The organism is Bacillus sp. GS3m_15504, assembly GCF_055825275.1.
This window is the reverse complement of the sequence record NZ_JBVVNL010000001.1, coordinates 1,406,961-1,419,909: the sequence shown is the minus strand read 5'-3', so window position 1 is coordinate 1,419,909 and position 12,949 is coordinate 1,406,961. Positions and strand designations below refer to the sequence as shown.

8 protein-coding genes and 3 pseudogenes are annotated in these 12,949 nt (G+C 33.3%); 1 reads left to right on the top strand and 10 read right to left on the bottom strand.

The window, feature by feature from the left end; all coding sequences use genetic code 11:
• Positions 1–51: 51 nt before the first annotated feature.
• Positions 52–231, bottom strand: a pseudogene (locus AC0L0O_RS07555) (hypothetical protein).
• 106 nt (positions 232–337) lie between these two features.
• On the opposite strand from AC0L0O_RS07555, the gene AC0L0O_RS07550 reads away from it, so the two are divergent.
• Positions 338–1,333 carry a zinc-dependent alcohol dehydrogenase family protein gene (locus tag AC0L0O_RS07550; RefSeq protein WP_473785693.1) on the top strand — a complete coding sequence of 332 codons (996 nt, stop codon included), beginning with the start codon at positions 338–340 and terminating at the stop codon, positions 1,331–1,333.
• A gap of 259 nt (positions 1,334–1,592) precedes the next feature.
• Here AC0L0O_RS07550 and AC0L0O_RS07545 read toward each other — a convergent pair whose 3' ends face one another.
• From AC0L0O_RS07545 to AC0L0O_RS07505, 9 genes and pseudogenes are all read right to left on the bottom strand, one after another.
• On the bottom strand, positions 1,593–2,387 hold the full coding sequence (locus AC0L0O_RS07545; protein ID WP_473785692.1) for an SDR family NAD(P)-dependent oxidoreductase: 795 nt from the start codon (positions 2,385–2,387) through the stop codon (positions 1,593–1,595).
• A 587-nt stretch (positions 2,388–2,974) separates the two neighbouring features.
• Positions 2,975–4,672, bottom strand: a complete 1,698-nt coding sequence (locus AC0L0O_RS07540) for a M4 family metallopeptidase (protein ID WP_473785691.1) — start codon at positions 4,670–4,672, stop codon at positions 2,975–2,977.
• Positions 4,673–4,827: 155 nt separating this feature from the next.
• On the bottom strand, positions 4,828–7,056 hold the full coding sequence (locus AC0L0O_RS07535) for a putative mucin/carbohydrate-binding domain-containing protein (RefSeq protein ID WP_473785690.1): 2,229 nt from the start codon (positions 7,054–7,056) through the stop codon (positions 4,828–4,830).
• Between the two features lie 342 nt (positions 7,057–7,398).
• The gene (locus AC0L0O_RS07530) at positions 7,399–7,998 is read right to left on the bottom strand and encodes a nitroreductase family protein (protein ID WP_000158944.1); all 600 of its coding nucleotides are present in this window, start codon (positions 7,996–7,998) and stop codon (positions 7,399–7,401) included.
• Between the two features lie 383 nt (positions 7,999–8,381).
• Positions 8,382–9,455 (bottom strand): WD40/YVTN/BNR-like repeat-containing protein, encoded by a 1,074-nt coding sequence (locus AC0L0O_RS07525; RefSeq protein ID WP_072180505.1) that lies wholly within the window; start codon positions 9,453–9,455, stop codon positions 8,382–8,384.
• 412 nt (positions 9,456–9,867) lie between these two features.
• Positions 9,868–10,185 (bottom strand): annotated as a pseudogene (locus tag AC0L0O_RS07520) (aldo/keto reductase); the annotation flags it as partial.
• Positions 10,186–10,273: 88 nt separating this feature from the next.
• Positions 10,274–10,750, bottom strand: coding sequence for a heme-degrading domain-containing protein (locus AC0L0O_RS07515; RefSeq protein ID WP_001276581.1), 477 nt, complete (start codon positions 10,748–10,750; stop codon positions 10,274–10,276).
• Between the two features lie 251 nt (positions 10,751–11,001).
• Positions 11,002–11,453, bottom strand: a pseudogene (locus tag AC0L0O_RS07510) (SpoIIAA family protein).
• Positions 11,454–11,594: 141 nt separating this feature from the next.
• Positions 11,595–12,914 carry an aromatic amino acid transport family protein gene (locus tag AC0L0O_RS07505; RefSeq protein WP_001014173.1) on the bottom strand — a complete coding sequence of 440 codons (1,320 nt, stop codon included), beginning with the start codon at positions 12,912–12,914 and terminating at the stop codon, positions 11,595–11,597.
• Positions 12,915–12,949: the final 35 nt, after the last annotated feature.

The window sequence follows — 12,949 nt, the reverse complement described above, 5'->3', positions numbered from 1 at the left end:
ACATTGTTGCCGATTGTCATCGTTATAACTTTCTTTGTACTACGAGTGTTATTATAAATCGGTCATAACATGAATAACAGTACGTACTTTAAAGTGATGTAGGCACTTCAAAGTACCTATAGTAAGCGAGTAATAATAAACGTAATGACTAAATCATGCTGCAAAAATAACATCTATCCTTTCTTCAAAAAACTTTACAGTTGCTTTTGCAAGTACGTTACATGATCCCACGTACTTTCCTCTTCTTTATATAAAATGCTCCATATCCAAATTCAAAATATTATACTTAATTCTCGTACTTTGCTATGCTATAACCACGAACAGGAGGTAAGGACCAATGAAAGCACAAATTATCCATTCTTTTGGAGATTCATCTGTTTTTCAATTAGAAGAAGTTGCAAAACCGAAACTTCTACCCGGTCATGTTCTAATTCATGTAAAAGCAACAAGTGTAAATCCAATCGATACGAAAATGCGCAGTGGCGCTGTTTCATCAGTTGCTCCTGAATTTCCAGCTATATTACACGGGGATGTAGCTGGTATTGTTATAGAAGTAGGAGAAGGCGTTTCAAAATTTAAAACTGGTGATGAAGTATATGGATGTGCCGGAGGTTTTAAAGAAACTGGTGGTGCACTTGCAGAGTTTATGCTTGCTGATGCGCGATTAATTGCTCATAAACCTAAAAATGTAACAATGGAAGAAGCAGCTGCCCTACCATTAGTTGCAATTACAGCTTGGGAATCTTTATTTGATCGTGCAAATATTAAATCAGGTCAAAATGTGCTCATTCACGGAGCTACTGGTGGCGTAGGACACGTAGCCATTCAATTAGCTAAATGGGCTGGTGCGAAAGTTTTTACAACTGCTTCTCAGCAAAACAAAATGGAAATAGCCCATCGTCTGGGAGCTGACGTAGCCATTAATTATAAAGAAGAATCTGTTCAAGAATATGTTCAAAAACATACGAATGGCAACGGATTTGAAGTTATATTTGATACAGTAGGTGGCAAAAATCTTGATAACTCTTTCGAAGCTGCTGCAGTCAACGGAACTGTCGTAACAATTGCAGCTCGTTCAACCCATGACCTCTCTCCTTTACACGCAAAAGGACTCTCTCTGCACGTTACTTTTATGGCGTTAAAAATATTACATACAGATAAGCGTAATGATTGCGGAGAAATCTTAACGAAAATAACAAAAATTGTAGAAGAAGGAAAACTTCGCCCATTGCTAGATTCTAAATCTTTTACGTTTGATGAAGTCGCACAAGCACATGAATATTTGGAGTCGAATAAAGCAATAGGAAAAATAGTGTTGAAAAACGTTTGGTAACTTTCACTTCATAATACAACTATTGTTGAAAAATAATAGAGGGATCGTTTTAAACGGTCATATTTTTTCTTAAGAGATACCACAGCGCCAAAATCGCTCCATCCTTTACAACAAATAAAAAATAACAGCCGAATTTTTCTTATAACAGAAAATTCGGCTGTTTGCATGTTGCAATTTGCTTTTTCTATATTTCCGTTAATAGATAAAATACAACTCATTTACTTTACCTTCAACAGAATATAATGTTGTCTTTAATTTATTAAAATACACTACGTACTAATCCCCCGTCTATTCGCAACGCGGAACCATTAATTGCTGAAGAAAGTGGGCTACTTAAGAAAGTGACCAGATGAGCAATTTCTTCTGGTCGAATAAGTCTTTGAATAATAGAGGTTGGTCGATTCTCTTTCATAAATCGCTTCTCAGCTTCTTCTATTGTCAATTGCTCATTAGGATACAGACTATTTAACATCGTCTCCACTCCTTCTGTTAAAGTCGAACCAGGCATTATAGTATTAACAGTCACATTCGTTCCTGTCGTCAGCTCAGCTAAACTGCGAGAAAGTGAGAGTTGCATCGTTTTAGTCGCACTATAATGAGCCATTTCTTGAGAGGGCATAATAGCTGCTTCGCTAGCAATAAAGATGACTCTTCCTTCTTTTCTTTCAATCATTTTTTTCAAGTACGAACGAGTAAGTCGAACACCACTCATAATATTGACTTCAAACAATTTAAACCAATCTTCATCAGGGATATCAAAATATTCTACAGGTTCAAAAATTCCTAAGTTGTTAATAAGAATGTCTACTTTAGGGTACTTTTCAATCACATTTTGGCACCCTTGTTCTGTTCCTAAATCAGCTACTACGGGTTGAAGGATAGCATCAGGATACTGCGCTCGAATTTCTTTTATCGTTTCATTAACATTTTCTTCACGGCGTCCATTAATAAGTATATTAGCTCCTTCTGCTACTAATGAAGTGGCAATTGCTTTTCCAATCCCTGCCGTAGATCCGGTAACCAGTGCTGTTTTTCCTTTTAATTGCATATGCATATAGATCCCTCCAAATTCATGTGCTAAATGATTGACTTACGTTGGAATAAATAATTACGTTTATATTGTGGTTCACTTCTCATATCTTTAACAGAAAATAAGCAGATCCACCCTTTTTTCAAAAGAATATAAACGAAAATTATGTAGCTATTTCACTCTGTACTGAACTAAAAATCAAAATCATCAGTATTTAGATCTACTCAATAATTCTAATTCAAATCATTCTAATGTAAAAAATTACATCAACAGCAGAGTAAAGCTAAAACCAACTAGTAAATACCATTATGATCTATATTAACTAGAAAGAAAATTACGCACTTTAAAGTTCCATAGGAACAAAAAAGTGCCCTATATACTATATTTTAACTTTTTATATTTACTAACGTAGTATCTTTTCTATCATAGAAAAGAGTAATTTAAAAACAACTTTTTACTTATCTGAATTACCAATTAGTACGAGATGATAATCCTTGAAGTAACATAACATTCTAAAAAACCTTGCAGAAAAATTCTACAAGGTTTTTGTGTATACATACATATTAATCATTATATTAAAATGAAAGGGTTTATAATTCATCACAATAGTATTAAATATAAGCTGCTTTAAATGCTTGTTGAACAGCTTGTACTTCTAATGAGTCTTTACCATATAAATTCATTGCTACACGAATACAAGCTTCTTTTAATTCTTTAAAATCAGAAGTCATATTTAATTCATCGGTATTTGCATAATAGAAAATATCAAACATTTTATCTTCCCCAATGCCTTGTACATTTACTCCATTATGATTTCCACCACTAGCAATTAAATAAGCTACTTTATTTATAATGCTAGAGTTCGTGTGTACACCACCATAATCATGGTCAGCATCAATAGGTAAATTGTTATAATGTCTATAATCTTCTGGATATCTAGAAGAGATAGATGATGGGTTTTTCATATCTCTAAATATACGACCTGATTGTTCCCCCATTGTCCAATTGAACTTTCCGTTATTGGCATACTTTTCAACTGCTACCCCTAAAATATCAGATAGAGCCTCATTAATGGCACCAGCTTCTCCTGCGTACTCAAGTCCAGACTCATTTCTTGTAACCGCGTGTGTAAACTCATGTCCTGCCACATCAAATGCTCTAACAATTGGATCTCCGTATACTAGCATAGCCCCATTACTAAATGCATTAAACCACTGCTTAGGATTCCCTATATTCTTACCATTTGTATTCCAGCCATGAACAACTGAAATTACTTTTTGTCCATTATTATCAAAGCTGTTACGACTATATTTTTCTTTATAAAAATCATATACTTTCGTTGCTAAATAATGTGCACTAACTGCTTTAGGATCTGTAAAATTTGTAGAATTACTTGTTACTAAATCATCCAAATACCCCCATACATTTCTTCTATAATTATTATAATCTTTATAATTCGCAGTATACGTTTCAATTCCCTTACCACGAGAATAATCTGCAAGAGTGTACGTTCCATCACTTCGCTGTGTAATTCCAAACGTACGATTCATACCTAAATCATCTTTTCCTGTTCCTGTTAATTTTGAAGGATCTTGTGATTTATTTGCTGTTGCAGATTGAACGATACTGCTATCTACTTGTATACCCAATTTTTGAACGAGTTCTTTTAATAGATCCCCAACAAAAGCATCAATTAATACCGTACCAGATACATATTCAGGTGTAGAGGCACTAAAAGTAATTTGATATGCGTTTGTAGCTTTATTTGTATTTTCATCTACATATACCACTTGTTTAATTTCTGGTTCTTCAACAAATGTGAGATTATCCCCATAGATTTTAAAAAGCTGCTTCTTTGCATCCTCTTCTGATAGAATAATAGGTTGTTTCAAATCTTCCTGTTGTTGTAGATTTTGGGCACTATCCCCCGAAATACTCGTAAGTACACCATCATCATTAATATGTGCTGTTAGTTGATATCCGTATACATCACGTCCTTCATATGTTTGTTGAAGACGCACCAATGTAGTACCATCATAAGATTTACGACTTTGCGTCACATTATAATTAACTTTTGATTCCGTGTTAACTTGCTTTGAGGATAATGCTTGTTCTGTTTTCCCTTTCAGCGCATCCTTTACTACATTTTCTGCCGATTTTTGAGAAGGTGCTGTTAAATTACCTGTTCGGAACGTATCTTCCTTTGTTTCCAATTTTAAATCTTCTGTTGCCGCATGTACTCCTCCATAAGGAATAATCGCCGATAACACCACTCCTGTAGTTAAACCTAACTTTACGAAATTATTCATATTCTTACTCCTTTATAATCTTATTATTAAAGTAAATAAATGTACTTTAGAATTTTAAGCATAGATAAAACTTTTAACTATAGTCAATCAATTTTACATACATAGGTTAATAGATTAGTTTGCTACATTTTTAGATTCAATTCATTTCTCAAAAATCACTCATTATATAAACTATCTTTATATTTATTTATATACGTTATTTTTTGTGGTTCTGATAACATATTTATTGCCATCCACACATTCTTTTTCATTTCTAATTTTTGCATTGGTATTTCTTTTAACAAGGGATTACTTATAATCACTTCCATTTCTTCATCAATTCTTTTCATAAGATTTTCTTCTGGATTATTTTTTAAATAAGTATTTTTCAATCCCCATTTTGTCATTATAATTTCATTTGTTTTATTCATAGGATTAATAATAGTAGCTTTACTAGTTAATCGTTTTTTTACTTCATCATGATAGATTTTAATTCTATATCCTTCTTTTAGTGGGATGATATCTTTTACAACGGTTACATTTGTTCCTTCCATTTCCTTCGTATAAATTTTTTCACCTTTCTCATTAAACAACTCTATTGATGCATATTTTTCACCTGCATAATAGCTATGAGGCGTTTTAGTAGTAACCGTAAAAACAGCTCGCTCTTGCTCTAAGTCTGTATTTAATTCGGCAAACTGATTATCTCCTAATCCTAGGAATTGAATCGTTTCATTTACCAAATTGCTTACTTTCATTTCGTTAACATCAATCGTTAGACTACTATCCTTTTCCTTTACATAGGCATAATACGTACTGAAATGGTACATACTATCCGTTTTCCCACCTGAAATCTCAACCGTATAGATTCCATTTGGTACGTCTTGTAAATTGATATCTGCTGTTTCAATTGTTTTTTCTTGAATAACTGTATTCCCTTCTTTTAATTTAATCTTTCCTCCTTTCAATGTATCTATTTCATTTGTATTTAAATGGATATGCAAATTCCCTTTTAACCCAAGTGAAGCAATTTGCTGATTCCTAACTATTTCAAAGTTAGAGTTTATCGGAATATCAGGATCAACTAGAGCTCTCGCCTTAGCTAATTGTGATTCAGGCACTATATACGCTAAAGAAGTAACTGCCGGATAACCTTTCGCCCTATTCATCTCTATTTGTTTATGATTAAGCTTAAAGCCCCATCTTTCAAAAACGGGTGTAAAATCCACTTGTACATTCTCGCTATAATACTGATTCATTAAATCTGGTAAAGAATGGTCACCTTTTTTAAAAGCAGCATTGCTAGCTAGTTTTCGATAACCTTGATACATTTTTGCAAAAGCTTCATCACCAGCTTTTTGTTTCGCCATCGTTAAAAGAATAAGTTTTTGTCGTAAATCTAAGTCATCATAATTTTTATTTTCTTTCATTAAAGCATTGTATAAATTCCGTTCTACCTGTTCCTTCTTCCCAAAATTAAATAACCAACCAACTTGATCTGCTTTTTTGCCGTATTTACTATATTGATATTGAACACCAAATAGATTATTAGAAACTTCTCCTGTAAATATTCCTTGATTATCAAAACCTGCTTGGTATCCATGAGCGATTTCATGTAAAGTTCCCCAACTTAGTTTATCTAACCACATCTTTGTACTATCTGTACTATTCGCTGTCCAATTTGCACCATAATAGGCACCGCCAGCACCAGATATATCTGCTTTTAAGAAATAACGATTTTGACTTTTTTTATTTTCAACCGTTGAGCCATCTAAACCAATAATGGAATCATACATCGCAAAAATATCTTCATAATATGCAATTAACTCATCCAACGATTGAAAGTCTTTTAAAGATCTTACTAACTCTTTATCTTTTTTAGGTATAAATAATTGGAAACTCTCCCCTTGAATTAATGCATACTCTCCATCAAATTGATCCCATGTGCTAAAAAATTGAGATACGCTTCCTTGTTGTTTATAAATCGGAAGAGGTTTAGTAGCACTTTCATTCCCTACTTGGTACTCAAGTAAGGCAGGCTCTTCACCATACGGAGTATCTATGAAAGGAACTAAAGGCGTATCACCTTGAATCGTAATCCATTCATTTCCTACTTGTATGGATTTTTCATTTTTTGAGTCATTAGACAATAAACGTACTGTTAATTTGTCTTTAAAATTAGGATTCGTTTGTCTTACCTTTAATGGTGTATTTCTCTGCAAAATAAATCCCAAATCTTGTCGATCATGATACTTCCCCTTACTTATTCCTGCTTGAAATATCCACGTAGGCTCTTCTAAACTAGTAATTTCTTTTACATTTGTTCGTTCGTCAGCATGTAAGTGTATATTTCCTATGAGGAAAAACATTGTATACATGATGCCTATAACAAGTAGCCTTTTCATTTACATATCTCCTTTTCTATTTTTTATATACAAAATACAATAGAACCCTCCTTCTTCACTTATAACTGTCGTCAGTAAGTTACTTATCAGTGTAGTTATTATAGTTACATTAACTCGTGATTATCAATCATTATATGTATGTAATTTTGCATATATAGATAATTAGTATTCGCTATTCAAATATCATACAATTTCACACTTTTATTTCTTCTCCTTCAGACATGAATCAAAAAAACACGAAGACTTAAAAGTCTTCGTGTTTTTTGAAATATACATTTTGTTACACTTGTCATTGAATTCATAACTAGAATCTTTTTACTCATTCCTTACGGATAATGCTTATTACTTATGAAATTTCACACGTTCTTCAAGCGGTTGGAATTCTTTTTCTCCTGGTGCAGCCGTTGGATTACCAAATGGCATTTGCGCAATCAGTTTCCAATTAGCAGGAACGTTCCATTCTTGTTTTACCTCATCATCAATTAATGGATTATAATGTTGTAAAGACGCCCCTAATCCCTCTGCTTCTAATCCTGTCCACACAACTAATTGGTGCATACCTGATGCTTGGTGTGACCAAATTGGGAAGTTTTCAGCATATGCAGCAAATTTTTCTTGAAGCGATTTAACGATAGCTTCATCTTCAAAGAATAGTACTGTTCCATAACCAGCTTTAAAAGAATCCATTTTTTGTTGCGTTCCTGAAAAATCTCCATCTCCAACTACTTTTCTTAATGTTTCAGTTGTAATATCCCATAATTTATTATGAGCTTCACCAAATAATACAACTAATCGCGCAGTTTGAGAATTGAAAGCGGATGGAGTATATTTCACAGCAAACTCCACAATTTCTTTAATTTTTTCATCTGATACTTGTACCTCTTTATTAATCCCATAGTAAGTACGTCTTTCTTTCAATGCAGTATAGAAATCTTTTGTCATAATTCAATTCCTCCTAAGTTTTAATATTCTTCAAAATGTTACATTGCGAAGATAATATGAGTTGAAATGAGTTCATTTTTGAACCATTGAACTCCATAACACCAATTGCTAGTCATTCTGAATCTAAACCACTGCTTATTGCTTCAGTTAACCTAAAAAAAACTCTTATAGCATCATTGATACAATCTAGTGATCATTCGGTATTATTTTACCCATTCTCTATTCATGTATCCTGCTTGTTTCATATTTACACAAATATGAAAATAACCTTAAATTGATGATCAAAAAAGCCAGGTAACATGAATAACACATTACCTGGCTTTTTACATTGTAAATTCAACTAACCATGTTTAATGAATAGTAGTCAGAACTATACTTATCGCTTATTTAATAATTAACATCTCATAAGGATGTTGTTCCATAAATCTATTCTCCCAAGGAATCTCTAATGATGTCCAATTTGAACCACCATCTACTGACTGATACACTCCTTTATTGCTAAACAGATAGAACGTTCCATCACTTGTTGCCTTTAATACTGGTATGATTGTGCCTTTAGGAGTTGGTAAACCTGCATTCATTTCTGCCCAAGGCTGATCTTTTTCTTTCTTATAAATAAATGATTCACAATTTCCATTATTGTAATCATGCGCTACGTGTGGATTTGAAGATGTCGCGATAATAATATTTTCTGGATCATTTGGGTTAACTGCCATTTGATATGCATAATGATGCTTGAGTCCACTACACATATAGTTCCAAGTCTTACCTCCATCATTACTCTCCGCATACTCTTGACCTGGTTCTTTCAAGAATGAATCACCTAAAACCCCGTATAAACGATTTGGAGCATTGCGATGTGATGTAAGAATGTGAATATCTTGAGGATAGTTCCCCTCTTTTTCCTCAGTCCAGGTCTTACCTCCATCTACACTTTTAATTAATCCCCCAACCTCAATCGTTGTATATATAGTTTCTGGATTATTAGCATCAATTTCAATATGTTTTACGTGGTGCGTATATGTTCTTTGAGGAAAGAACCATGATGAATACGATGGCATTTGTCGATAATCCGTTAGCAGTTCAAAACTGTCTCCTCCATTTTTAGATACAAACATTGCGCTCGGTTCAGTTCCTACATATACGATACCGTTACCGTCATCACCCTTCACTGAAGATACAGAAACCGCTGTAATAGCTCTCATATGAATAGCATTAGCTGGGAACACTTCACCAAAAGAAGGTAAAGTTCCAATCGCTTCCCATGAACTTCCTCCATCTTTACTTCTCCATAATCCTCTATCAAAAGTACCACAATACATTCTTTCTCGGTCGTATGGATCTAAAGCTAACGCAACTGGATTCGCACCTACAAACTGTGATTGGACACTCCATGTTGAGTCTTTTTTTTCTGCAATTACAAGCTCTCTATCAAACGCTAATATGAATTTTTCCATAACTAAAATCTCCTCGTTTCATAATATATCTACTGTATTATTTAAATTTTCGCCATTACAATTTAAGAGGCGAATTTTATATGCTATAGCATATAAAGGATAAAATTTATAAGCAATATGTGATTAAAAAACTTACATTATATAATTTGTTAATTTCACATCAGTACGATGAACAAGATGTCCTGTTCACTCATATAAGTCCATATGCCACCTCCAAATAACTTACAATATAAATGCTATAGCATACATATTATAGAATGCATGATTACATGTCAAACTTTAATACTGTTTTAAAATCAGTTCTTTAAATCGCCTAAAGTAATTGAAAAGTCATAATATAAACAGCAACATTTTATTGAATAGAAAATAAAAAAGAGTGCAACTTTGCACTCTTTTTACTCATTTTTTAATCTTAGAAATCAAAGTTATCAGGATCTGGACCAACGCGGTGATTTTCATTTAACGCATCGATTTTCTCCATATCTTCTTTTGTTAACTCAAAGTTAAACACATCAGCATTTGCAATAATACGGTGTTCTTTCGTTGATTTTGGAATTGTAATAACTCCATTTTGAAGATCCCAACGTAAAATAACTTGCGCTGTCGTTTTACCATGTTTCTCAGCAATCTCTTGTAATATTTCATTATCTAATAATTGACCTTGCATTAATGGTGACCATGCTTCCATTTGAATACCTTGTTCTTTACAGAAAGCTTGTAATTCTTTTTTCTTCTGTTGACATCGTTGGCCAAGTATTTAACTCAATTATTGGCATAGTATTGCCCCCTAAAATTAATTATCTATTCACTAGCTATAACTATTGGTTCAAATGATTTTTAACTGCTCTTATTACCAATTCGTGATCTTCTTCTGGCGGCAATCCTGAAACTGTTATCATTCCAATAACCCCTACGTCTTTTATTCTGATAGGAAAGCATCCACCAAACGCAGCATATTCCGAAGTATTTAAAAGATATTTTTCATTATATGAAATTCCAGTTATTTCACTTTGTATCTGCATATAATACGAGCTACGATCATGCAGAGAAACAACTCGTTTTTTACGCTCAATCCACTTCGTATTTTCCTCATTTGTCCCTGTCATCTTGAAATGAAATAATTGCACACCGTTTTTCGTTATATCAACAGCAATTACTTTATCCTCTTGCTTTGCTGTTTCAACGATAAATAAACCTAGTTGCAGTGCATCTTCATTTGTAAAAGAGGAAAATTGAAGTGTTTCCTCTTCTTTTAAAATTTGTTTACTTATTTCATTCAAATTTGAAGCGCTCATATCTTTATCCCCCTTACCTACTTTATACCAGATTGCTATTTTTTAAATTATGCAATCCTATCGTATGGTCTTTCCATATAACTAATACCGTAAAGCGTATTCATTTCCTCTTGGTGCTATTATGAATTATATTTAACTCATTAAAAATGTATGTCCTCTAGTGCGAAACATTTCGTATAGAAGTTTTCTTCCGAATACTACTTACAAATATAAAAAAACCAGTTGATTGAGCAACCGGTTCGCTAAAAGTTTCATATGGGATATTCATTCAACCAGAGGAATGCTTGTTCATAATCATCAAAAAATTTTACAGATTTTTTTGTATTGGACTGTTGTAAATAATTCAGTATCTCCCCTTCTTCAAGGAGAAAAGCAATTGCCTTACTGTGATTCAAAATCGTTTCATTGAAAAATTTATCTTTCCATGCTTTTTGAACAGAAAAATGATCTGGCGTATATCCTTTTCTATCAACCAGCAATTTGTATTTCCTTTTCTCGGAAATGAATTGCTGACATACCTGCTCGAAGTCATTAAACCATTCATAAACATCATCTGTTTTAATCCTTCCGATAAGACGAGTAACAATTATATCTCCTGAAATTGTTGTACTTATATTCGGCCTATTCAATTTGAAATCATCTCCCTTAGTTACAATTATGCGTAAAAATCTCATAAAATCAATAAGATAAAAATATTACGCAATAAAGCAACCTTTTGTACAAAAAGAGCCTATGTGAAAGATGACCTTTTATCACTCATTTAAAAAGGGACAAACTCTCCAAACGGAGAAGCCTGTCCCAAAATCGTTCTATTTTATTTTGTACTAGAACTAACAATCGTGAATTAGAATAATGACTTAATACTTGCTAAAACAGTAAGCACACCTACAATAATAACAAATACGTTACTCATTTTCCCTTTGTATTTAGCTAATACTGGTACTTTTTGAATCGCATACATCGGTAATAGACATAAGATAGCAGCAACTAATGGACCGCTTAGAGAATCAATAAGTCCAAGAATACTTGGATTTGTATAAGCAACAAACCAACATGATAATACAACAAAAGTAAGGACGATTGTCTTAATTGTTTTTTCTTCAATTACTTTTCCACGTGATTTACCGAACTTAATAATCATGTCACGCATTACTTCAAACGCTCCGATATAATGGCCAAGGAAAGACTTTGTAATAGCCACAAAAGCAATGATTGGAGCGGCAATCGTAATTACAGGTGAATTAAGCTCATTAGCAAGATAAGAAAGAATTGATAAGTTTTGTTCTTTTGCCATTTTTATATCATCTGGAGTCAAGCTTAGCGCGCTACTCCAAACGAAGAACATAACTACAACGAATGTCATAATATAACAAACTTTTTGTATTTGCGCACATTTAGCATCAGTAGCATCGATCCCATACGTAGCTCTTTGCTTCACAACAAATGATGAAATCATAGGTGAATGATTAAATGAGAATACGATGATTGGTAAAATCATCAATATCGTTCCAAAATAGCCTGTTCCTGTTGAAGCAGTTGAAACACTTGAAAAATTAAGCATTGACGTATTCCACTGTGGAATTAAAGATATTGCGATAAACAGTAGAGAAGCTATGAAAGGATACACTAGCATACTCATTACCTTTACAGTAATATCTTGACCAAAGTTTAGTATAGCGATAAGACCAAGAACTAATACAAGTGATAAAATAGCCCTTGGAGGTTCTGGCATGTTCAATTGATGCACGATAAAACTACTTGCAGTATTGGTAAGCGCAACCGAATACATTAGTACGATTGTATAAATTGAACCGAAATATACGATGTTAAAAATGATACTCGCTTTATTTCCGAAATACTCTCTAATTGTACCTGTGATCCCCTCATCAGCAGAATTAGAAGCGTATATCATTTTCGCAAGTGCCCTATGTGAGTAATACATAACTGGATATGCAAGCAATGTAATTAGTAGTAATGATAATAAACCACCTGAACCTGCATTAATCGGTAAAAAGAGCACCCCTGCTCCAATTGCAGTTCCAAATAGACTGAGTGCCCATGTAGTATCCTGCTTATGCCACTTTTTCGGATCTGCATATTGCTCATTTTTTAGTGCGGTATTTTCAGCTTGAACTTCTATTTTCTTTGCAGTATTCCCGTTCATATAATAACTCCCCCTTGTATCCTATTCTTACGTCT

Bases quoted from the DNA above. Each gene is read 5' to 3' on its own strand.
- AC0L0O_RS07505 (WP_001014173.1), bottom strand. From the start codon at position 12,914: ATGAACGGGAATACTGCAAAGAAAATAGAAGTTCAAGCTGAAAATACC.
- AC0L0O_RS07545 (WP_473785692.1), bottom strand. From the start codon at position 2,387: ATGCATATGCAATTAAAAGGAAAAACAGCACTGGTTACCGGATCTACG.
- AC0L0O_RS07550 (WP_473785693.1), top strand. From the start codon at position 338: ATGAAAGCACAAATTATCCATTCTTTTGGAGATTCATCTGTTTTTCAA.
- AC0L0O_RS07540 (WP_473785691.1), bottom strand. From the start codon at position 4,672: ATGAATAATTTCGTAAAGTTAGGTTTAACTACAGGAGTGGTGTTATCG.
- AC0L0O_RS07535 (WP_473785690.1), bottom strand. From the start codon at position 7,056: ATGAAAAGGCTACTTGTTATAGGCATCATGTATACAATGTTTTTCCTC.
- AC0L0O_RS07525 (WP_072180505.1), bottom strand. From the start codon at position 9,455: ATGGAAAAATTCATATTAGCGTTTGATAGAGAGCTTGTAATTGCAGAA.
- AC0L0O_RS07515 (WP_001276581.1), bottom strand. From the start codon at position 10,750: ATGAGCGCTTCAAATTTGAATGAAATAAGTAAACAAATTTTAAAAGAA.
- AC0L0O_RS07530 (WP_000158944.1), bottom strand. From the start codon at position 7,998: ATGACAAAAGATTTCTATACTGCATTGAAAGAAAGACGTACTTACTAT.